Origin of the sequence: Streptomyces noursei ATCC 11455 (genome assembly GCF_001704275.1) — a bacterium.
In the GTDB taxonomy this organism is placed as follows: Bacteria; Actinomycetota; Actinomycetes; order Streptomycetales; family Streptomycetaceae; genus Streptomyces; species Streptomyces noursei.
Genome location: NZ_CP011533.1, coordinates 4,861,338 through 4,882,863, shown reverse-complemented (window position 1 = coordinate 4,882,863; position 21,526 = coordinate 4,861,338). Strand labels below are relative to the sequence as shown.

21 protein-coding genes are annotated in these 21,526 nt (G+C 72.7%); 8 read left to right on the top strand and 13 right to left on the bottom strand.

Features of this window, described 5'->3' with window-relative positions:
- Positions 1–74 precede the first annotated feature (74 nt).
- The 6 genes from SNOUR_RS20630 to pdhA are packed head-to-tail and all read right to left on the bottom strand — an operon-like array spanning position 75 to position 7,387.
- Positions 75–1,211 carry a potassium channel family protein gene (locus tag SNOUR_RS20630; protein WP_067349345.1) on the bottom strand — a complete coding sequence of 379 codons (1,137 nt, stop codon included), beginning with the start codon at positions 1,209–1,211 and terminating at the stop codon, positions 75–77.
- Complete coding sequence (locus SNOUR_RS20625; protein ID WP_067349342.1) at positions 1,208–2,776, bottom strand: molybdopterin molybdotransferase MoeA; 1,569 nt, start codon at positions 2,774–2,776, stop codon at positions 1,208–1,210. Before SNOUR_RS20625 ends, SNOUR_RS20630 begins: the two co-directional genes overlap by 4 nt.
- The gene (locus SNOUR_RS20620) at positions 2,773–3,681 is read right to left on the bottom strand and encodes an NTP transferase domain-containing protein (protein WP_067349339.1); all 909 of its coding nucleotides are present in this window, start codon (positions 3,679–3,681) and stop codon (positions 2,773–2,775) included. Before SNOUR_RS20620 ends, SNOUR_RS20625 begins: the two co-directional genes overlap by 4 nt.
- Before the next feature lie 54 nt (positions 3,682–3,735).
- Positions 3,736–5,163 carry a dihydrolipoamide acetyltransferase family protein gene (locus tag SNOUR_RS20615; RefSeq protein ID WP_067349337.1) on the bottom strand — a complete coding sequence of 476 codons (1,428 nt, stop codon included), beginning with the start codon at positions 5,161–5,163 and terminating at the stop codon, positions 3,736–3,738.
- A complete protein-coding gene (locus SNOUR_RS20610; RefSeq protein WP_067349334.1) occupies positions 5,163–6,197 on the bottom strand; it encodes an alpha-ketoacid dehydrogenase subunit beta in 1,035 nt (344 codons plus the stop codon). Before SNOUR_RS20610 ends, SNOUR_RS20615 begins: the two co-directional genes overlap by 1 nt.
- The gene (pdhA, locus tag SNOUR_RS20605) at positions 6,194–7,387 is read right to left on the bottom strand and encodes a pyruvate dehydrogenase (acetyl-transferring) E1 component subunit alpha (RefSeq protein ID WP_067349331.1); all 1,194 of its coding nucleotides are present in this window, start codon (positions 7,385–7,387) and stop codon (positions 6,194–6,196) included. Before pdhA ends, SNOUR_RS20610 begins: the two co-directional genes overlap by 4 nt.
- Positions 7,388–7,634: 247 nt before the next feature.
- Between pdhA and SNOUR_RS20600 the strand changes: the two genes are divergently transcribed.
- Positions 7,635–8,165, top strand: a complete 531-nt coding sequence (locus tag SNOUR_RS20600) for an Lrp/AsnC family transcriptional regulator (RefSeq protein WP_067349329.1) — start codon at positions 7,635–7,637, stop codon at positions 8,163–8,165.
- 26 nt (positions 8,166–8,191) lie between these two features.
- On the opposite strand, the gene SNOUR_RS20595 is transcribed toward SNOUR_RS20600, so the two are convergent.
- Both SNOUR_RS20595 and SNOUR_RS20590 read right to left on the bottom strand, forming a co-directional pair.
- Positions 8,192–8,782: a TetR/AcrR family transcriptional regulator gene (locus SNOUR_RS20595; protein ID WP_067349327.1), complete on the bottom strand. Its 591-nt coding sequence runs from the start codon at positions 8,780–8,782 to the stop codon at positions 8,192–8,194.
- Positions 8,783–8,784: 2 nt separating this feature from the next.
- Complete coding sequence (locus SNOUR_RS20590; protein ID WP_067349325.1) at positions 8,785–10,305, bottom strand: 3-hydroxyacyl-CoA dehydrogenase; 1,521 nt, start codon at positions 10,303–10,305, stop codon at positions 8,785–8,787.
- A gap of 145 nt (positions 10,306–10,450) precedes the next feature.
- Between SNOUR_RS20590 and paaN the strand changes: the two genes are divergently transcribed.
- Positions 10,451–12,133 carry a phenylacetic acid degradation protein PaaN gene (paaN, locus tag SNOUR_RS20585; RefSeq protein WP_067349322.1) on the top strand — a complete coding sequence of 561 codons (1,683 nt, stop codon included), beginning with the start codon at positions 10,451–10,453 and terminating at the stop codon, positions 12,131–12,133.
- 149 nt (positions 12,134–12,282) lie between these two features.
- On the opposite strand, the gene SNOUR_RS20580 is transcribed toward paaN, so the two are convergent.
- The 5 genes from SNOUR_RS20580 to SNOUR_RS20560 form a co-directional block, all read right to left on the bottom strand.
- Entirely contained in the window at positions 12,283–13,047 is a 765-nt protein-coding gene (locus SNOUR_RS20580) for a TrmH family RNA methyltransferase (RefSeq protein WP_099055713.1), read from the bottom strand.
- Positions 13,048–13,220: 173 nt separating this feature from the next.
- A complete protein-coding gene (locus SNOUR_RS20575) occupies positions 13,221–13,952 on the bottom strand; it encodes a hypothetical protein (protein WP_159425887.1) in 732 nt (243 codons plus the stop codon).
- Between the two features lie 314 nt (positions 13,953–14,266).
- Positions 14,267–14,482 (bottom strand): hypothetical protein, encoded by a 216-nt coding sequence (locus SNOUR_RS20570; protein WP_067349317.1) that lies wholly within the window; start codon positions 14,480–14,482, stop codon positions 14,267–14,269.
- Entirely contained in the window at positions 14,479–15,831 is a 1,353-nt protein-coding gene (locus SNOUR_RS20565; RefSeq protein ID WP_067349314.1) for an HTTM domain-containing protein, read from the bottom strand. The genes SNOUR_RS20570 and SNOUR_RS20565 overlap by 4 nt, the downstream gene beginning before the upstream one ends.
- Entirely contained in the window at positions 15,828–16,499 is a 672-nt protein-coding gene (locus SNOUR_RS20560) for a DUF5819 family protein (protein ID WP_067349311.1), read from the bottom strand. The genes SNOUR_RS20565 and SNOUR_RS20560 overlap by 4 nt, the downstream gene beginning before the upstream one ends.
- A 166-nt stretch (positions 16,500–16,665) precedes the next feature.
- Between SNOUR_RS20560 and paaA the strand changes: the two genes are divergently transcribed.
- The 6 genes from paaA (at position 16,666) to SNOUR_RS20530 (ending at position 21,515) form a co-directional block, all read left to right on the top strand.
- Positions 16,666–17,649 (top strand): 1,2-phenylacetyl-CoA epoxidase subunit PaaA, encoded by a 984-nt coding sequence (gene paaA, locus SNOUR_RS20555; protein WP_067349308.1) that lies wholly within the window; start codon positions 16,666–16,668, stop codon positions 17,647–17,649.
- Between the two features lie 101 nt (positions 17,650–17,750).
- Positions 17,751–18,017, top strand: a complete 267-nt coding sequence (gene paaB / locus SNOUR_RS20550; protein WP_039641264.1) for a 1,2-phenylacetyl-CoA epoxidase subunit PaaB — start codon at positions 17,751–17,753, stop codon at positions 18,015–18,017.
- On the top strand, positions 18,014–18,733 hold the full coding sequence (gene paaC, locus SNOUR_RS20545; protein ID WP_067349305.1) for a 1,2-phenylacetyl-CoA epoxidase subunit PaaC: 720 nt from the start codon (positions 18,014–18,016) through the stop codon (positions 18,731–18,733). Before paaB ends, paaC begins: the two co-directional genes overlap by 4 nt.
- Positions 18,727–19,227: a 1,2-phenylacetyl-CoA epoxidase subunit PaaD gene (gene paaD / locus SNOUR_RS20540; protein ID WP_067349302.1), complete on the top strand. Its 501-nt coding sequence runs from the start codon at positions 18,727–18,729 to the stop codon at positions 19,225–19,227. Before paaC ends, paaD begins: the two co-directional genes overlap by 7 nt.
- Positions 19,227–20,273: a 1,2-phenylacetyl-CoA epoxidase subunit PaaE gene (gene paaE, locus SNOUR_RS20535; protein WP_067349300.1), complete on the top strand. Its 1,047-nt coding sequence runs from the start codon at positions 19,227–19,229 to the stop codon at positions 20,271–20,273. The genes paaD and paaE overlap by 1 nt, the downstream gene beginning before the upstream one ends.
- A 108-nt stretch (positions 20,274–20,381) precedes the next feature.
- Complete coding sequence (locus SNOUR_RS20530; protein WP_067349298.1) at positions 20,382–21,515, top strand: acyl-CoA dehydrogenase family protein; 1,134 nt, start codon at positions 20,382–20,384, stop codon at positions 21,513–21,515.
- Positions 21,516–21,526 lie beyond the last annotated feature (11 nt).

The following is a 21,526-nucleotide window of genomic DNA, read 5'->3' as shown; positions in this document are numbered from 1 at the left end:
AGGGCAGGGCGGGGCTTCGCTACAGGTCACGGCCCGTCACGTCCGGTCCGCAGCCCTCCCCGTCCCACGATCCGTCACTCGTCCGCCGGACGCATGGGGGAGACCCCGGTGCCGGGCAGCGTCGGTTTGCCGGGCGGCTTGCCGGGGACGGCGGGCTCCTCCGCGGCGGCGCGGACGATGGTGATCAGACGGTCCGCGGCCTGCAGCGGGCTCGCCACCGGGTCGTCGTACCCCAGCAGCCGGTGGCCGCGCAGGACGGAGACGACCAGGTCGCCGGTCTCCCGGACGGACTTGCCGACCTCGGACTTGACCACCGGCCGCTCCACCAGGTCCAGGCCGCTGCCCTGTTGGATCAGGTCCTCCATGACGGCGCCCGCGCTGGGGCTGTGCACCGAGAGGCCCAACAGCCGCCCGGCCGCGCTGGCCGAGGTGATCACCGCGTCGGCACCGGACTGCCGCAGCAGCGGCGCGTTCTCCTCCTCCCGCACCGCGGCGACGATGTTGGCGCGCTTGTTGAGCTGACGCGCGGTCAACGAGACCAGGACGGCGGTGTCATCGCGCTGGGTGGCGATGACGATCTGGTGCGCGCGCTGGATCTCGGCCCTCAGCAGCACATCGCTGCGCGTCGCGTCGCCGACCACGCCCGCGAACCCCTCGGACACCGCGGACTCGACGACCTTGGTGCTGGGGTCGACGATGACGATCCGGTCCCGGGGCAGACCCGTGGCGCACAGGGTCTGGACGGCGGACCGGCCCTTGGTCCCGAAGCCGACGATGACGGTGTGATCGCGCAAGGCGTTTCTCCAGCGTGTCAATTTCCACTGCTCACGGGTGCGCTCGGTCAGCACCTCCAGCGTGGTGCCGACCAGGATGATCAGGAACAGCACGCGCAGCGGCGTGACCAGCAGGATGTTCAGCAACCGGGCGCTGGCGCTGTAGGGGACGATGTCGCCGTAACCCGTGGTGGAGAGCGTGACGGTGGCGTAGTAGACGCAGTCGAGCAGGTCCAGGGAACCACCGGCGTTGTCGTGGTACCCCTCGCGGTCGATCCAGACGATGAAGACCGTCGCGACGAGCACCAGCAGGGCCATCGTCAGCCGCCGGGCGACCTGCCGTATCGGCGCCTTCGGGGTGCGGCGGGGCAGTATCACCCGGTGGGAGCGGTCCTCGGGGACCTCGCGGGCCGCGGCGTCGTGGGACGGGAGCTTCACGCGGCGCCTCCGGAGGGGGCTGCGGGGTCGTAGGAGGTGTCCGGGGTCGGCCAACCCGCCGACCAGCCCGCCGGCCAGGGCAGTTCGAGGAGTTCGACCTCGGTGCCGGGCTCCGCGCCGCCCGGCGGGACGACGGCCATCGCGTCGGCGGCGGCGATCCCGCGCAGCATGGCGGGCCCGTGGAAGTGCAGCGGCGCGGCGACCAGCCCGTGCCGGTCGTCGTCGCGGTAGGCCACCGGGACGAGCCGGGTGTCGTGCGGATGCCCGTAGACCGCGGCGGCCAGCGGCACCCGGTAAGGCGCGGCGGGGTGGCGGGCGGCGAGCGTACGGAGCAGCGGCTCGGCGAGGGTGAGCAGACCGGACACGGCGGCCAGCGGGTTGCCGGGGAGGCCGACGAGGTGCCGGCGCGGGGCGAGGCGGGCCAGCAGCATCGGATGGCCCGGGCGCACCGCCACGCCGTCCACCAGGAGTTCCGCGCCGAGCCGCCGGAGGGTGGGGTGCACATGGTCGACGGGGCCCGACGCGGTGCCACCGGTGGTGAGGACCACGTCGGCGGTGGACCCGGCGAGGGCGTCGTGCAGCGCGTCGGCGTCGTCGCCGAGGTGCCGCACAGGCGCCGCCTCGGCTCCCAGTGCGTGCAGCCAGGGCACCAGCATCGGGCCGAGCGCGTCGCGGATCCGGCCGCCCTCGGGCAGTCCGCTGCGCAGCAGTTCGTCGCCGAGGACGAGCACCTCGACGCGGGGCCGGGGGTGGACGGAGAGTTCGTCGTAGCCGGCCGCCGCGGCCAGGCCGAGGATCGCGGGGGTCACCAGCGTGCCGGCGGGCAGCAGGTGGTCGCCGCACCGGCACTCCTGGCCGCGCGGGCGGATGTCCTGGCCCGGTGGCACCGGCCGCGGCGCGTACAGCCGGGCCCGGCCGTCGGGGAGTTCGAGGACCTCGCCGTGTTCGCTGCGCAGCACCGCGGTGGCGCCGGCCGGGATGCGGGCTCCGGTGGCGATGGGCAGGGCATGGCCGTCGGGGAGCGCCGCGGTGGTGGCGTGGCCGGCGAGGATGCCGGTGTCCGGGTCGGTGCCGGTGTCGTCCGCCGCGTGGTCCAGGCGCCAGGGGCCGGGGCCGGAGACCGCCCAGCCGTCCATCGCCGAGGTGTCGAACGAGGGCAGGTCGGTGAGGGCCGTGAGGGGAGCGGCGAGCGTGCGGCCGAGCGCGTCGGCGAGCGCGGCCGCCCCGGGGCCGGGCGGTTCGTGCACCGCGTGTTCGGCGATGTCTCGGGCCGTGCGCCACGGCGTGCCGGAGCGGCCGGTGGACCGCCTGCCGGGGCGGGCGGGGGCGGTGTCGCGGGCGTCGCCGGGCCCGGCGGGGCGGTCCCGGTCGGTGCCGCCGGGCGCCGGATCATCGCCGGGCCGCGGCGATCCCGCGCGGGCGACGGGGTACGGGCCGGGCGTCGCGCCGCCGGGCGTCCGGTCGCCGGATCCGGTGGGTCGGCGGCCCGGCGGGGTGCCGTTGGCCAGGGCGAGCGCGTCGGCGAACTCGTCGCCGAACGGGTCGCCGTGCTCGCCCTCGGTCATTCCGCGGACTGCGCTTCGTCAGCCGGGGAGCCGGTCGCCGGCGCCGTCCTGGCCTCTTCGGCCGCGGCCTCCGCCGCCCAGCGGTCGGCCAGCGCGGCGACCTGCCGCGACAGCTCCGCCACGTCGCCTCCCTGACGGCCCGCCGCGTAGCCGACCAGGAAGGTCGTCAGCGGCGCGGCCGGGCGGGCGACGCCGTGCGCCGCGTCCCGCGCGAGGTCGAGGAGTGCCGCCGTGTCGACATCGAGGTCGATGCCCAGTTCGGCCTTGACTGCCGTGATCCATTCGTCCAACACGTGTCCATGCTCCCTGATCCGGGCACGTGCCGTGCCGATGTCCTCCCAGGTGTCGCAGTCGAAGGACGCCGTGGACGTGGCGTCCGGGACGCGGACGAGCGCCAGCGCGGACAGCAACGGCCGCAGCGGCAGGCCGGTCAGGGCGCCGTGGACGGACCGCAGCCGGTCCAGCGCGCGGCGCAGCGGGGCCGTTCGGTACGCGGCCACCAGCGGCTGGTCCCGCCCTTCCGCATCGCGCAGCAGCGCCCCTTCCGGCGGTGGATCGCCGCCGGCGGTCGCCGCTTCGAGGAGGGCGCGGACCGTCCCGGCCGTCAGGAACGGCAGGTCGGCGGAGAGCACCAGCACGGTGGGGGCGGTGGTGTGCCGCAGCCCGGCGTCGAGTGCGGCGAGCGGGCCGCCGCCGGGCGGGTCTTCGAGGGCCTGGACCACGGGGCGGGCGGTCGGGCGCGCGGGGCCGACGACGACGGTGGCCGCGGCGTCGGGGCAGGTGGCCAGGACCCGGTCCAGGAGGGCGCGGCCGCCGACCGGCAGGGCGGGTTTGTCCGCCCCGCCGAGCCGTCGGGCCGCCCCTCCGGCCAGCACGATCGCGTCGTAGTCGGGGTGCTCGCTCACCCCTTGAGTATCGCCGGGTGCCGCGCGCTCACACCGCCGGCCGCCGCGGGGTCGTCACATCCCGCGCAGCAGCAGCGCGGGCCGCTCGACGCAGTCGGCGACATAGCGCAGGAAACCGCCCGCGGTGCCGCCGTCGCACACCCGGTGGTCGAAGGTGAACGACAGCTGGACCACCTGCCGGACCGCCAACTCGCCCTCGTGCACCCACGGTTTGGCGGCTATCCGGCCGACGCCGAGCATCGCCGCCTCGGGGTGGTTGAGGATCGGGGTGGAGCCGTCGACGCCGAAGACGCCGTAGTTGTTGAGGGTGAACGTGCCGTGCGAGAGCTCGGCGGGGGACAGCTTTCCGGCCCGTGCGGCGTCGGTGAGCCGGGCGATCTCGGCGGACAGCTGCTCGACGGTGCGGTCCTGGGCGTCCCGGACGACCGGCACCACCAGGCCGCGGTCGGTCTGCGCCGCGAAGCCCAGATGGACCGCGGGCAGCCGGACGATCTCCTGGGCCGCGGTGTCGACGGTCGCGTTGAGCTCGGGGTAGCGGGCGAGTGCGGCCGTGCAGATGCGGGCCAGCAGCGCCAGCAGCGACACCTTGGGGGCACCCGGCACGTTCATCGCCCGGCGGACGGCGAGGAGTTCGGTGGCGTCGGCGTCCACCCAGCACGTGGCGTCGGGGATCTCGTGGCGGCTGCGGCGGAACTTCTCGGCCGCGGCGCCGCGCAGGCCCTTGAGCGGGATCCGCTCCTCCCCGGGGACGGGCCCGGCCGCCGCGCCGGCGACCGGCTCGCGCGCCGCCCGCGCCCGGACCTCGGACTCGACGTCCGTGCGGAGGATCAGCCCCTCGCGTCCGGTGCCGCGCACGTCCCGCAGGTCCAGGCCGTGCTCGCGGGCGAGGCGGCGGACCAGCGGCGAGATGACGGCCACCGTGCGGGTGCCGTCGGCCTCGGTGGTGGGGGCGGGTCCGGCCGCGGCGGCGAGGGGCGCGGGGCCCTCGGGGGCGCCCGGCCGGATCCTGCGGCGTCGGGCCGAGGAGTTGCTCGTCCCGTAGCCGACCAGGACGTTCCCCGAACCGGAGTCCTGCGCTTCCCCGGTCTCGGGGGACGTCGGGGCCGGCGCGGTGGCGGGGCCGCCGGGGCCCGCCACCAAGCTCTCGACTCCTCCCCCACTCCCGGCTCCGCTCGACCGGGGGGACCCCCATGCGCGGGGGGTACCCCCCGCGTCCCCGGCGAGGTCGTCCGGCGCCGCTCCGACCGCGACCGTCACCAGGGGTGCCCCCACCGGGACTTCGGCCCCCTCCTCGCCGAAGCGGGCGGTGACCACCCCGCCGTACGGGCACGGCACCTCGACCATCGCCTTGGCGGTCTCGACCTCCACCACCGGCTGGTCCACGGCCACCACGTCGCCGACCTCGACCAGCCACTGCACGATCACCGCTTCGGTGAGGCCCTCCCCCAGGTCGGGCAGGGTGAACTCGCGCACCTCGGCCATCACGCACCACGTCCTTCGGTCCAGCGCGACTCCCACTGGAGGCGGGCGACGGTGTCCAGGATCCGGTCCACACCGGGGAGGTGATGCCGCTCCAGCATGGGCGGCGGGTAGGGGATGTCGAAACCGGCGACGCGCAGCACCGGCGCCTCCAGATAGTGGAAGCAGCGCTCGGTGATCCGCGCGGCGATCTCGCCGCCGGGGCCGCCGAAGCCGTTGGACTCGTGGACGATCACGGCCCGGCCGGTGCGCCGCACGGACGCGCAGACCGTGTCGTCGTCGAACGGCACCAGCGTGCGCAGATCGAGGACCTCCAGGTCCCAGCCCTCGGCGCGGGCGGCCTCGGCGGCCTCCAGGCAGACGGGCAGCGACGGGCCGTAGGTGATGAGGGTGGCGCTGCTGCCGCGGCGACGGATCTCGGCCCGGCCCAGGGGGGCGACCGGGGCCGGCGCGTCCGGCGACCAGTCGGCCTTGGTCCAGTAGAGCCGCTTGGGTTCGAGGAAGACGACCGGGTCGTCGGAGGCGATGGAGGCGCGCAGCAGCCCGTAGGCGTCCTCGACGGTCGCGGGAGTGACGACCTGGAGGCCGGGGGTGGCGAGGTAGTACGCCTCGGAGGAGTCGCTGTGGTGCTCGACGCCGCCGATCCCGCCGCCGTAGGGGATGCGGATGGTCAGCGGCATGGCGACCGCGCCGCGGGTGCGGTTGCGCATCCGGGCGACATGGCTGATCAGTTGCTCGAACGCCGGGTAGGCGAAGGCGTCGAACTGCATCTCCACGACCGGCCGCAGCCCGTACATCGCCATGCCGACGGCGGTGCCCAGGATGCCGGCCTCGGCGAGGGGGGTGTCGCTGCAGCGGTCCTCGCCGAACTCCTCGGCCAGGCCGTCGGTGACCCGGAAGACGCCGCCCAGGGTGCCGACGTCCTCGCCCATCACATGGACGGCGGGGTCCTCGGCCATGGCGTCGCGCAGCGCGCGGGTGAGCGCCTGCGCCATGGTGGCCGGTTTGCGCGCGGTCGGCGCGGTGGTGGTCGTCATGGCCTGGCCTCCTGGGCGGGCGTGGCGGTGCCCGTGGTGGTCTCGGGGTGTCCTTCGGCCTCGGCGTCCAGCTCGGCGCGCAACTGGGCTGCCTGGGCCCGCAGTTGACCGGTCTGCTGGGTGAAGACGTGGTCGAACAGGTCCATCGGGTCGAGCGGCGGTTCGGTGTGCATCCGCTCCCGGAGGTCGGCGGCGAGTCGTTCGGCGCCGTCCCGGGTGGCGGTGGCGAACTCTTCGGTGAGCAGGTCGCGGTCGGTCAGCTCGCGCTCCAGGAGGGCTATCGGATCGTGGGCCCGCCAGGACTCGACCTCGGCCTGGGTGCGGTAGCGGGTGGCGTCGTCGGCGTTGGTGTGGGCGTCGATGCGGTAGGTGACGGCCTCGACGAGGGTGGGGCCGCCGCCCTCGCGGGCCCGCCGGACCGCTTCGGTGAGGACCTCGTGCAGGGCGGGGGCGTCGTTGCCGTCCACCAGGCGGCCGGGCATGCCGTAGCCGACCGCCTTGTGGGCGAGGGTCGGCGCGGCGGTCTGCTTGGCCAGCGGCACGGAGATCGCGAAGCCGTTGTTCTGCACGAGGAAGACGACCGGTGCCTGCCAGACGGCCGCGAAGTTGAGCGCCTCGTGGAAGTCGCCCTCGCTGGTGCCGCCGTCGCCGACCATCGCCAGGGCGACCACGTCGTCGCCCTTGAGGCGGGCGGCGTGCGCCAGGCCCACGGCGTGCGGGAGTTGGGTGGCGAGCGGGGTGCACAGGGGGGCGATGCGGTGCTCGTACGGGTCGTAGCCGGTGTGCCAGTCTCCGCGCAGGAGGGTCAGGGCCTGTACCGGGTCGAGGCCGCGGGCGACGGCGGCGAGGGTGTCGCGGTAGCTGGGGAAGAGCCAGTCCTGCTCGTCGAGGGCGAGGGCCGCGGCGACCTGGCAGGCTTCCTGGCCCGCGGACGAGGGGTAGACCGCCAGCCGGCCCTGCCGGGTCAGGGCGGTGGCCTGGGTGTTGTACCGGCGGCCGCGCACCAGCTCGGTGTAGAGCCGCTTCAACAGCGCGGGGTCGAGCCGGCGGGCGGCGTCCGTGCCCAGGAGGCGATGCGGCTCGGCCTCGGGCAGCAGGGGCGCGGGATCGACGCGCGGCCGCCAGGCGGGCGGCGGGCCGGCAGGGCCACTGGTGTGCCTGCTGCTGCCGGGCTGCTCAAGGACCGTCATGACGGGCACCTCCTCGTCATCGAAGGGGTGGCGCGATGCGCCTCACGGGGTGGGGGCGAGCGGGGATGCCTCCCGGCGGTGGCTGGGGAGGCCGGGCGGAACGCGAACAGTCGGGGCGGGTGACCCCTCCCTACCGATTGTTCGGTCGTCGATGCATTTTGGCTACAGCCGGGTTCAGCCTGTGGACAAACGGTCCTCCACGGCCTGTGATGAAGACAGGGAGTCCATCAAGGGGAGGCGAGAGCACATGCCGGAGGAACAGATGGCCAATCCGGGCGGGCAACCGTCGGCGGCACCCGCCCCGTCTGCTCCGGCCGCCCGCCCCCTGGACACCATCGACCGCGCCATCCTGCGCCTGCTGCGGACCGACGGCCGGGCCTCGATACGCTCCGTCGCCGAGCAGGTGCACGTCTCCCGGGCCAACGCCTACGCGCGGATCAACCGGCTGCTCGACGACGGCGTCATACGCGGCTTCAGCGCCCTCGTCGACCAGGAAAGGGCCGGTCAGGGGGCCTCCGCCTACGTCACCTTGAAGATCGTCCAGAACTCCTGGCGGACCGTGCGCAAGCAGCTCACCGCGCTGCCCGGGGCCGCCCACATCGCGCTGGTCAGCGGCGACTTCGACGTGCTGCTGCTGGTCCACACCAAGGACAATCGCGAACTGCGGGAGCTGGTCCTGACCCGGATCCAGTCCATACCGGAGGTGCTGAGCACCCGCACGCTGCTGGTCTTCGAGGAGACGGACCTGGGGCTGGAGGAGGGGCGGGCAGGGGACTGAGGCGGCCCCGGTGGACGCGGCCCCGTTCAGACCGTGCGCAACCCCGTGAACGCCGTCCGCACCACGGCCTCCGCGACCTCGTCGCGGCTCGCGGCGTCACCGCGCCCGGGCCGGTACCACTCCACGATCGAATTGATCATGCCGAAGAGCAGGCGGGTGGCGAGCCGGACGTCCACGTCGTCCCGGAGGTCGCCGTCGGCCGCGGCCTCCTTCAGCAGCGCCGCGACCCGGTGGTCGAACTCGCGGCGGCGCTCCATGGCCCACCGCTCGGTGTCGGTGTTCCCCCGCACCCGCAACAGCAGCGTCACGTAGGGAAGTTCGTCCATTAGCACCTCGGCCTCGCGCCGGGTGACGTACTCCAGCCGCTCGATCGCCCGCCCCTCCTGGGCGCCGGGTTCCGCCAGCACACCGAAGAGCCCGTCCAGGGCGCGGCTTATCGCGCGGCGGAGCAGCTCTTCCTTGCTGCGCACATGGTGGTAGATCGAGGACTTCGAGATGCCGGCCGCCTTGGAGAGGTGCTCCATGGAGGTGCCGTCGTAGCCGCGCTCGATGAACACCTCGACGGAGACCGCGAGCAGCGAATCGGGCGTGTAGGCGTCGCGCTTGGCCATGGTCATGATTAGAGCACCAATTCCTCGAGGTCCGCACGGCGCCGCAGCGCCCGGGACGGTACGTAGCGTCCCCCGGCATTCTGGCGGTGCAGGGAGTCCAGCAGCGTGCTGACCCAGCGGGCACCGAGCCGATCGACCCACTCCATGGGGCCACCGGGGTAGTTCACGCCGAGCCGCATCGCGGTGTCGATGTCCTCGGGGGTCGCGACGCCACGGGCCGCGGCGTCCACGGCGAAGTCGACGATCATCGCGACCGTGCGGGCGACGATCATGCCGGGGACGTCGTCGATCACGCTGACCTGCTTGCCGAGCGCCTGGAAGAGGCCGACGGCCTCGGCGAGGTCCGCTTTCGAGGCCGTCGCCGAGGGGGCCAGGGCGATCCGGGTCGCGGCCCGGTAGTCGAGCGAGAGGTCGAAGCGGAGACCGGGGCAGCGGTCCCGGCGCGTGGCCGGATCGCCGTCGGTCAGGGCGAGCCGGGCCCCGCCGGGCAGCCGGACGAAGCCTTCGGACTCCCCCGGTGCGCCGCTGCGGACGACCTTGATCCCGGCGTCCTCGATCAGCGCGGGCAGCACGGTGGCGGGGCCGGGCAGCTCCCCGTGCAGGGCGACCGAGGCCGGGGGCGGGCAGGGCGCGGCGGTCGCCGGCGCGGGCCGCGCGGCGCCCTCGGCGTAGTCGAACCAGCCGCGCCCCGACTTGCGGCCGTGCAGACCGGACTCCACCAGGCGGCGCTGTGCCAGGGACGGCGTGAACTTCGGGTCCTGGAAGAAGGCCGTCCACACCGAGTGGGTGACCGCCTCGTTCACGTCCTGTCCGATGAGGTCGGTGAGTTCGAACGGGCCCATCCGGAAGCCGCTGCCCTCGCGCAGGACGGCGTCGATGGTGACGGGGTCGGCGGCCCGCTCCTCGTGGACGCGCAGCGCCTCGGCGTAGAAGGGGCGGGCGATGCGGTTGACGATGAAGCCGGGGGTGTCGGCGCAGCGCACGGGGGTCTTTCCCCAGGCCGCGGCGGTGTCGTAGGCGATCGCCGCGGCGGTGTCGTCGGTGGCGAAGCCGCTGACGATCTCCACCAGGGGGAGCAGCGGGGCGGGGTTGAAGAAGTGCATGCCCACGCAGCGACCGGGGTGCCGGAGCGCGCCGGCGACCGCGGTGACGGACAGCGAGGAGGTGTTGGTGGCCAGCAGGCAGTCCGCCGGGACGACGTCCTCCAGGGAGCGGAACAGCTCCTGTTTGGCAGGGAGTTGCTCCAGGATCGCCTCGACGACCAGCGCCGCGTCGGAGAGTTCGGCGAGCCCTTCGGCGGGGGAGAGGCGGGCGCGGGCGGCGTCCCGTTCGGCCGTCGGGATCCGGCCTTTCTCCACCAGTCGGTCCAGCCGCCGCACGATGGCCTCGGCGGCCTGCGCGGCGCGGCCCGGGGCGCTGTCGTAGAGCCGTACGGGGTGGCCGGCGACCAGTGCCACCTGCGCGATTCCCTGCCCCATGGTGCCGGTGCCCACCACTGCCACGGTGGTGTCGGTGCCGATTGCCGTCATGGCAGCTGATCCTCCCCGACCGAGTTTTCCACAGGATGGCCGGACCCTCTTGCCCCGACCGATCGTTCGGTTACTCTAACTCCGTTGCTGTGTCACTCCCAGCCCCTATCCACTTTCCGCGCAGTCGACGAGGAGTTGGTCATCGATGGCCGCCGAAATGACCGCAGCCCAGTTGATCGAGAAGCACCGCCCGACCCTCGACAAGGCGCTGGAAGCCATCCGCACCCGCGCGTACTGGTCCCCGCATCCCGAGCACCCCAAGGCGTACGGCGAGAGCGCCGCCCCGGACGGACTCGCCGCCTTCGAGGCGCTGCGCGGCACTCGTTTCGCGCTCGACCAGCCCGGCACGGACGACTGGGCGGGCGAGGAAGTCTCGCCCTACGGGCCGGAGTTGGGCATCACCTATCCGCACCCGGACGCCTCGGTGCTGCTGCCGGCCATGCGGGCCGCGCTCCCCGCGTGGCGGGACGCCGGGCCGGAGGCGCGCGCCGCGGTGTGTCTGGAGATCCTGGCGCGGATCAGCAACCGCACCCACGAGTTCGCGCAGGCCGTGATGCACACCAGCGGCCAGGCGTTCATGATGGCGTTCCAGGCGGGCGGGCCGCACGCCCAGGACCGCGGCCTGGAGGCCGTGGCGTACGCCTACGAGGAGCAGACCCGCACCCCGGAGAAGGCGGCATGGACCAAGCCGCAGGGCAAGCGGGACCCGCTGGAGCTGACCAAGAGCTTCACGGCGGTGCCGCGCGGCGTGGCCCTGGTGATCGGCTGCAACACCTTCCCGACGTGGAACGGCTATCCGGGCCTGTTCGCCTCGCTGGCGACCGGCAATCCGGTGCTGGTCAAGCCGCATCCGCGCGCCGTGCTGCCGCTGGCCCTGACGGTCCAGGTGGCCCGGGAGGTGCTCGCCGAGGCCGGTTTCCCCGCCGACCTGGTGTGCCTGGCGGTGGACAAGCCGGGCGAGGGGCTGGCCAAGACGCTGGCGGTCCGGCCCGAGGTCCGGATCATCGACTACACGGGCTCGACCGCCTTCGGCGACTGGCTGGAGGCGAACGCCCGCCAGGCGCAGGTCTACACCGAGAAGGCCGGCGTCAACACCGTGGTCATCGAGTCCACGGACAACTACAAGGGCATGCTCAGCAACCTCGCCTTCTCGCTGTCGCTCTACAGCGGCCAGATGTGCACCACCCCGCAGAATCTGCTGATCCCGCGCGAGGGCATCGACACGGACGCCGGCCCTAAGTCGTACGACGAGGTCGTCAGTGATCTGGCCGGCGCGGTCGGCGGTCTGCTGGGCGACGACGCGCGGGCCAACGCACTGCTCGGCGCGATCGTCAATCCGCAGGTCAAGGCGCGGATCGACGAGGCTTCCGGGTTCGGCGAGGTGGCGCTGGCCTCCCGTGAGGTGGCGAACCCGGAGTTCCCGGCGGCCACGGTCCGCACGCCGCTGATCGTCAAGCTCGACGGCGCCAAGCCGGAGTCCGAGGCGGCGTATCTGTCGGAGTGCTTCGGCCCGGTGTCCTTCGCGGTGGCGGTCGATTCCGCCGTCGACGCGGTGGCGCTGCTGCGTCGCACGGTCCGGGAGAAGGGCGCCATGACGGTCGGTGCGTACACCACCTCGGCCGACGTGGAGCGGATGGTGGAGGACGTCTGCCTGGAGGAGTGCGCCCAGCTGTCGGTGAACCTGACCGGCGGCGTGTATGTGAACCAGACGGCGGCGTTCTCCGACTTCCACGGCTCGGGCGGCAATCCGGCGGCCAACGCGGCGCTGTGCGACGGCGCCTTCGTGGCGAACCGGTTCCGGACGGTGGAGGTGCGGCGGGAGGTGTGAGGCCCCGGGGCCCGGGCGAGTTCCGGGCCCCGTTCCCGATGATCGGCAGCCCCTCGGCGACGGCCCAGGAGGCCGGTTCCACGGTGCCCGGGTGGTGGCGGACGTGCCGGCGGTCGGTCACCCTCGCGCCACGGCGCCGCCACGACTGCTCACGGCGCCGGAGGCGGGCCACCCCAGTGGAAGAGAGCCATGGCGACGCTCGTGGCCAGGTTGTAGCTGGACACCTGGGGCCTCATCGGGAGGGCTACGAGCCGGGTGGCCCGCTTCCGGAGTTCCGGCGAGATGCCATGCCGCTCCGACCCGAACGCCAGCAGCGCGTCATCGGGAAGCACCACGGATCTGATGTCGTCCCCCTCCGGGTCCAGTGCGTACATCGGCCCCGGCGGCAGAGCGTCGAGCGGGAGACTCTCGACCGCGGTCGCGTAGTGGAGGCCCGCCGCTGCCCGCACCACGTTGGGGTGCCACGGGTCCATGTCGCCGGTGGTGACCACGCCGGTGGCGCCGAACCCCGCCGCGAGCCGGACCACGGCGCCGACGTTCCCGAGGTTGCGGGGGTTCTCCAGGACGACGATCGGAGCCGGCCGCGGGGTCCTCGACAGGGTCTCCAGATTGCGGTGGAGGTCGGGGCGAGCGGCCAGGCCGGCCACGTGGGTGGGATGCACCCTCGGCACGAGATCCCGGAGGGTTCTGACCGGCACCTCGGTCACGAGATCGCCGATCCGCCGAGTGAGGTCGTCGGCCAACTCGTCGGCCAACGCCAGGACGGAGCCCTTGTCACTGGAGATCGCCAGGCTGACGTCCGCACCGAAGCGGAGAGCGTGCTTCACGGCATGAAAGCCGTCCAGCAGCACCGTCTCCTGGGCAGCGTCCCGCCACTGTCGCGCGACTGCGGTGATCTCGTCCTCGCTCACCACATCAGACTACGGCTCACGGCCGTCACCAGGGCCTGGGCCCTGCACCACAGCCGTCCGGCGAGGGGCGACGACGGCGACAGGAGCCCGCAACGCCGGTTCTGGCAACGAGCGGGAAGCTCAAAGAAAAACGAGCGGCAAGCTCGAAGAAATCCGGCTCACCGGACACCCGTGGATCACAGGGGCGTCGGCTTCCACGGCTCGGGAGGCAGGAACGGGGCCCGCCGCCACACGTGCACGGTGAAGGCCACCATCGGCGCGGTGAACAGTGCCCAGAGCGCCGGGCCCGTCCAGAGCCCGAGGTCGAAATATGCGGTGATCACGGCCGCGGCGATCCCGGCCACTCCCAGGCCGGCGGCGAGCCGGACGAGATAGCGCATGCGCCGGGTCGGCTCGTGCCTGTCGGCTCCCTGTCGCAGCCGCCATACGCACACGGTGCTCAGGGTCAGTCCCGCAACGCCCATGCCGAGGGCGGCGGCCAGATCGGCGCCGGGGGGATTGGCGGGACGTGCCCAGGTCTTCTGGTTGATCCCCTTGGCCGTGACCTCCTGGACGGCGCCCTGCCAGACGGTGCCGGTCACCCGGTCCCCGTCGCGCAGCGTGCTCAACAGCGGGTCGTCGTCGGCGAATCCGATCCGCCGGGCCGTGCCAGCGGAGTCGGTCAGGGTGGCCTTGTGCTGGTCCTTCCCGAGGCGGATGTCCGAGACGGTGAACTCCTGGTCCCGGACACAGTCATCCGTCCGGGTCGCCGGTGCGCAGACCGGCGCGGACCGGTACGCACGCTCGTCGGCGATCTGCTCCGGCACCCAGACGCTCATCAACCACACGGAGGCGCCCACGCAGATGACTGCGAACGCGAGAGAGATGATCGCGGTCGCGGAGTTGTACAAGGGGTTCCTGCTGCTCATGCGGCCGTCCATATCGAACAATCCTCGCACGCCCGCACGGAACGGCTCCGCGGCGCTTCACCGCCTGCCGTCGTTCGCCGCTCGTGCGGACCGGCTGTCCGACTTGCCGGCCGACGTGGCCCGGACGGCCGCCGGCGGAGGCGGGAGCGCGGCGCCTGAGTCAGGGGTGGGACCGCTGCCGCACAGGCGCACGCGGCGGCGGGATGCGCATCAACTCACCCTGGCCCGTGGGGCGATCGGGGAGCACTCCCCGGAAGCAAAAATGACGGACCCGGAGTTTTCTTCCGGGTCCGCTCCTGTCGGGAGGCTTGCCGTCACGCGATGCGACGCTCCGGGGGCGCGGCGATCGCCTCCCGCGTCCAGCAGCGGTGGCGACCGACGACGTCGCGGCGGTCGCCGTGGGCCAGCGGCCCGGGGGCGCAGCGGCCGCCCCGCGGCCGGGGCCACGGGTGCGGCCCGACGCCGACCTCGGGCCCGTGCCCCTCGTCGTCCTGGAGGGGCACGGCGGGGGCGGTCGTTCCGCTGCTCACTCCATGAGCGTCCGGCCATCGCTGCCGGACCGGGCGGCGGCCTCCAGCCCGGCGCCCTCGGCGGCGGTGCCCGGGCCGTGGTCGCCGGTGCGCGGGAACAGCCGGCGGCGCAGGCGGGTGAGCCGGCCGCCGAGCCAGGTCAGGAAGTTGGTCGGCAGGAAGACGGCGTCGGCGGTGATCATCGCCAGGGAGAAGAACGGCAGCCCCAGCAGGAACGCGATCGAGAGATGCTCGCAGATCATGACGACCAGCAGCGCGTTCTTCAGGCGCCGGTTGAAGACGGTGAACGGGAAGGCGACCTGGAAGATCACCGTCCCGTAGGTGATCAGCATGATCACCAGGCCGTTGCCGCCGAGCAGCCGGGACAGCTCCGGCCAGGGGGAGAAGTAGTCCAGGTGCATCGGGTAGTAGACGGCCGTGCCGTCCTGCCAGCGCGAGCCCTGGATCTTGTACCAGCCGGCGGTGGCGTAGACCAGGCACACCTCGACCATGATCACCAGCAGGGCGGCGTTGTGCGCCAGCTTGGCGAGGGTGTCGAGGACGATCCGGGGCTCCCCGGGGGCGTGCCGTCGCACCGCCCACCACAGGCCGTGCGTCGCCCACAGTCCCCACAGGGCCAGGCTCCAGCCGAAGTGCGGGAACGGCCCGTGTCCGAACCAGGTGAGGCCGGGGGCGCCGGACAGCTGAGCCACGGCGAGAGCGAGGCCGAGCACCGCCCACAGGACGATGCCGGTCAGGTCGCGGGACGGGACCGCGGCGTCTCCGCCGGGGGCGGCGGCCGCCCGCCGGGCGCGCCGGGCGTCCAGCGACCACACCTGGCCGCACCGGGTCAGCACGAGGTAGATCGCCATCAGGTGGATGACGTTGTCGCCGCCGTCCCCGATGAAGACGCTGCGGTTCTGCAGCGAGAGCACGCCGACCATGAACAGCACCGACATGGTGCGGGTGCGCCAGCCGAGCATCAGCAGCGCGCTGACCACGATTGCGAGGACGTAGACGCACTCGAACCAGCCGCGGCCGTCGGACCACACCAGGACGGAGAAGCCGTGGTTGCCGTTGAGCAGCTGGCGCGCCATGCCGAAGTCCCAGGGGCCGGCGGGCCCGTAGAGCTGCTGCCGGTGGGGCCATTCGCGCAGCAGGAACAGCAGCCAGGTGCCGGCGAAGCCGATCCGGATGACGGCGGTCTGGTACGGGGCCAGCGCCCGGGCGGCGACCCGGGCGAAGCCGCGACCGACGGCGCGCTCGATGCGGGTCTCCTGGTAGGCCGCGGGGGCCTCCTGCCGAGTCCGTGCGGGGGCGTCGGGGGTCCGGGCGGCGGTGCGCGGCTGCTGCGGCGTCGGTGACGTCACTTGTTCGTCGCCCCCTCGGGCAGGTCGTTCGCGGTGATCGGCCACCAGGGCAGGACGCGGTAGACGGGCTGGTCGCTGACCTTCTCGGCGCTCCACGGCGGCGGGAGCACCGAGGTGGTCCGCGAGCGGATCTGGACCTGCTCGACCCGGTCGCCGCCCTTGGTCCACTCACCGGACATCCGGAGCATCACGATCCGCCGCAGGTAGCGGGCGAAGCTCTCGCCGCGCTCGCCGGTCGGGCGGTTCTGTGCGTCGAGGTTGCTGGAGAGCAGCTCCCAGCCGCGGCGCAGCTGGTTCTGCTGGGTGTGGCTGGGCAGCGGGTTGTGGAGGATGGCCCGCCCGTCGCGGGCGGTCAGATCGGTCCAGCCGGTGGTCCGCGCCGTGCCGTCCTGGGTGCGCAGCTGTGCGCGGACCTGGACGTCGGTGTTCTGCTGGAGGGGGTTGGGGGCGAACAGCTTCCAGTTCTGCTCGTACTCGGGATAGACGTAGTCGTTGATCAGCCCGGCCTGCTGCTTACTGAGCGTGTTCGACGGTGCGATGTGCAGGAACATCATCGCGAGATGGATCAGGACGGCGACCGCGATGCCGCTGGCCGCCGTGCCTATGACGATCCGCGAGGGCAGCGACAGCGTGGCCAATGGCCGCGATTCGTCCCCGTATGACTGCATTCCCGCCCCGTTCCCCGTCCTCGTAACGGCCGACTCCGCCCCGGAACGGTACCTATGCGGCCGGCCCGAGCACACCTTCCCCTGGATATCCACAGGCTTGACACCCGCGGTCCGCCCACTCACCATTGAACCGAACGATCGGTCGGTCGGGAGGAGGGGGCACCACATGACGACGATCGCGCCGGAGGACACGGGCCAAGAAGCCCTGTTCGACGCAACCATCGCCGCGGACGAGCGGATCGAACCACGCGACTGGATGCCGGACGACTACCGCGCCTCACTGGTGCGCCAGATCGCCCAGCACGCCCACTCCGAGATCATCGGCATGCAGCCGGAAGCAAACTGGATCACCAGAGCACCGTCCCTGCGCCGCAAAGCCATCCTCATGGCCAAGGTGCAGGACGAAGCCGGCCACGGCCTGTACCTCTACAGCGCCGCCGAAACCCTCGGCACCGGCCGCGACGAACTCCTCGACAAGCTCCACACCGGCCGCCAGAAATACTCCTCGATCTTCAACTACCCCGCCCTGACCTGGGCCGACGTCGGCGCCATCGGCTGGCTCGTGGACGGCGCCGCCATCACCAACCAAGTCCCGCTCTGCCGCTGCTCCTACGGCCCCTACGCCCGCGCCATGGTCCGCATCTGCAAAGAGGAGTCCTTCCACCAGCGCCAGGGATACGAGCTCCTGCTCACCCTCAGCCGCGGCACCGAGGCCCAGCACACCATGGCCCAGGACGCCATCGACCGCTGGTGGTGGCCCTCGCTGATGATGTTCGGCCCACCCGACGACGAATCCGCCCACTCCGCCCAGTCCATGGCCTGGAAGATCAAGCGCCACTCCAACGACGAACTGCGCCAACGCTTCGTCGACATCTGCGTCCCCCAGGCCGAAACCCTCGGACTGACCCTCCCCGACCCCGACCTCCGGTGGAACGAAGAACGAGGCCACTGGGACTTCGGCCCCATCGACTGGACCGAATTCCGCGAGGTCCTCAAGGGCAACGGCCCCTGCAACGACGAACGGATCGGCCGCCGCCGCCGCGCCCACCAAGAAGGCGCCTGGGTCCGCGAGGCCGCCGCGGCACACGCCGCCAAACACCCGGCCCACACACCGCACGCCGGCACCGACCAGGAGGAGGCGGCCCGATGACGACACCACGCCCCACGCACGCCCCGGCCGCACCCACCGAACCGACCCGGCCGCACACCACCACCGACCCCACGGCCACCACCGGCCCCACCGACTGGCCCCTGTGGGAAGTCTTCGTCCGCAGCCGCCGCGGCCTGTCCCACACCCACGCCGGCAGCCTCCACGCCCCCGACGCCCAGATGGCCCTGCGCAACGCCCGCGACCTCTACACCCGGCGCTCCGAAGGCGTCTCCCTCTGGGTCGTCCCCTCCACCCAGATCACCGCCTCCTCCCCGGACGAGAAGGACACCTTCTTCGAACCGGCCGGCGACAAGCCCTACCGCCACCCCACCTTCTACGAAATCCCCGAGGGGGTGCACCACCTATGACACCGCACCCCACCACCCCCGCCCTGCCCCTCGGGGACGACGCCCTGATCCTCTCCCACCGCCTCGGCGAATGGGCGGGCAACGCCCCCGTCCTCGAAGAGGAAGTCGCCCTCGCCAACATCGCGCTGGACCTCCTCGGCCAGGCCCGGATCCTGCTCTCCCTCGCCGGCGACGAGGACGCACTCGCCTACCTCCGCGAGGAACGCCACTTCCGCAACGTCCAACTCGTCGAGCAGCCCAACGGCGACTTCGCCCACACCATCGCCCGCCAGCTCTACTTCTCCACCTACCAAGAGCTGCTCTACGACCACCTCGCCACCACCGACACCCCGTTGACGCCCCTCGCCGGAAAAGCCGTCAAGGAGACCGCCTACCACCGCGACCACGCCACGCAGTGGACCCTGCGCCTCGGCGACGGCACCGACGAGAGCCACACCCGGATGCAGCGCGCCCTGGACACCCTCTGGCGGTTCACCGGCGAACTCTTCGACCCCGTCGACGGACTGGACGACGTCCCCTGGCAGCCCCTCCGCGACGAGTGGACCACCCGCATCACCAGCACCCTGGAGCGCGCCACCCTCACCGTCCCCGAAGGCCCCCGACACAGCGCCTGGACCGCCGGCGGCGGACGCCAAGGAATCCACACCGAACCCTTCGGCCGACTGCTCGCCGAAATGCAGCACCTCCACCGCAGCCACCCGGGGGCGACATGGTGACCACCCCCACCACCCTGGAAGCGGAACTCCTGGCACTCGCCGGCTCCGTCCCCGACCCCGAGCTGCCCGTCCTCACCCTCGCCGAACTCGGCATCCTGCGCGACGTACGGCTCACCGCCCCCGACCGCGTCGAGGTCACCCTCACCCCCACCTACACCGGCTGCCCCGCCATCGAAACGATGTCCGCCGACGTCCAACGCGTCCTCCACGACCACGGCATACCCCACGTCGAGGTCCACACCGTCCTCAGCCCGCCCTGGACGACCGACGCGATCACCGACGAAGGCCGCCGCAAACTCGAAGCGTTCGGCATCGCCCCACCCCGCCCCACCGGCCCCGCCCGCGGACCGATACCCCTCGACCTCACCCTCCGCTGCCCACACTGCGGATCGACCGACACCACCCTGCTCAGCCGGTTCTCCTCCACGGCCTGCAAGGCACTGCGCCGCTGCGAGTCCTGCCGCGAACCCTTCGACCACTTCAAGGAGTTGTGATGTTCCACCCGCTCCGAGTGCGGGAGATCGAGCGACTCACGGACGACGCGGTGGCCGTCACCTTCACCGTCCCGCCCGCACTCCGCACGACCTTCCGGCACACCCCCGGGCAGCACATCGCACTGCGCAGAACGATCGACGGCCAGGAGATCCGCCGCACCTACTCCATCTGCACCCCCGCCACCGACGACCCCGTCCTGCGGGTGGGCATCCGCCTGGTCGAGGACGGCGCCTTCTCCACCTACGCCCTCAAGGAACTCGCCGTCGGCGACACCGTCGACGTCATGGCCCCGGCCGGCCGCTTCACCCTCGCCCCCCGCCCCGGCCAGTTCGTGGGCATCGTCGGCGGCAGCGGCATCACCCCGGTGCTCTCCATCGCCACCACCCTGCTCGCCCGCGAACCACACGCCCGCTTCTGCCTGATCCGCAGCGACCGCACCACGGCCTCCACGATGTTCCTGGAGGAGGTGGCCGACCTCAAGGACCGCTACCCCGAACGGTTCCAGCTGGTGCACGTGCTCTCCCGCGAGGAACGCCAGGCCGGCCTCCCCTCCGGCCGCCTCGACCAGGAACGCCTGCACACCCTGCTGCCCGCACTGCTGCGGACCGACGCCGTCGACGGCTGGTACCTCTGCGGCCCCTTCGGCCTCGTCCAGGGCGCCGAACGAGCCCTGCGCGCCCTCGGCGTACCGCGCACCCACATCCACGAAGAGATCTTCCACATAGACAACGGCGCCGCGGCCCCCGTCCCCGCCGCCACCGCGCCCGCACACAGCACGGTGACCGCCACCCTCGACAGCCGCTCCGGCACCTGGCCCGTCCACGACGGCGAATCGCTCCTGGAAGCCGTACTCCGCAACCGCCCCGACGCCCCCTACGCCTGCAAGGGCGGCGTCTGCGGCACCTGCCGCGCCTTCCTCGTCTCCGGCGAGATCCGGATGGACCGCAACTTCGCCCTGGAATCCGACGAGGTCGACGCCGGATACGTACTGGCCTGCCAGTCCCACCCCGCCACCGAACAGGTCGAGCTGGACTTCGACCGCTGAGAACCGCCCACCACCGTCCGCGCCATTCCCAATTCCTGCAACATGTTCTACCTTGACGCCTCGTCAGATATCACTGTCGGAATCCGACGGCGCGCGGGAGGACGGACCGTGGACTTCACCTTCACCGAAGAACAACAGGCAGCCGTCGAAGCGGCACAAGCCGTCTTCTCAGCAGTCACCCCGGACAACACACCCAGCCCGGCACTCACCCACGGCCCCGTGGCCGACGACTTCGACCGCCCCCTCTGGCGCACACTCGCCAACGCCGACCTGCTCGGCCTCCCCATCGCCCCCGAACACAACGGCGCGGGACTCGACCCCCTCGCCCTCTGCCTCGTCCTCCGCGAATCCGCCAAGGTCCTCGCCCGCGTCCCGCTCCTGGAGTCCTACGCCGCCGCGCACACCCTCCAACGCCACGCCACCGACGACCTCCGCGCCGAGATCCTCCCCCACATCACCACCGGCGACCTCGTCGTCACCGCCGCCTCCCACGGCCGCACCGGCCACGACCCGGCCGAACTCGCCGTCACCGCCCGCCAGGACGGCACCACCTGGACCCTCGACGGCACCCACACCGCCGTCCCCTGGGCCCCCACCGCCGACCGGATCCTGCTCCCCGCCCACACCCCCGACGGCCACACCGTCCTCGCACTCGTCCCCCGGGACCGCACCGGCCTCACCCTGCACGACCAGACATCCACCAACGGCGAGCGCCACGCCGAGGTCCACCTCGACTCCGTACGCACCGACACCCGGGAAACACTCACCGACCCCGCCGCCTGGAACACCCTGCGCGACCTGCTCACCACCGGCACCTGCGCACTGGCCCTGGGCCTCGGCGAACGCGTCCTGACCATGACCAGCGACTACACCGGGAAACGCGAACAGTTCGGCTTCCCCCTGGCCACCTTCCAGGCCGTCGCCGTCCAGGCCGCCGACCGCTTCATCGACCTGCGCGCCATGGAAGCCACCCTCTGGCAGGCCGCCTGGCGCCTCACCACCGGAGCGAGCGGCCCCCTACCGCCCGCCGGAGACATCGCGGTCGCCAAGATCTGGGCCTCCGAAGGCGTCCGCCGCGTCGTCCAGACCGCCCAGCACCTGCACGGCGGCTTCGGCGCCGACACCGACTACCCGCTGCACCGCTACCACGCCTGGGCCAAACAACTCGAACTCTCCCTGGGCCCCGCCGCCGCCCACGAGGAGGCACTCGGCGAACTCCTCGCCGCACACCCGCTCAGCTGAAAACCCACGCG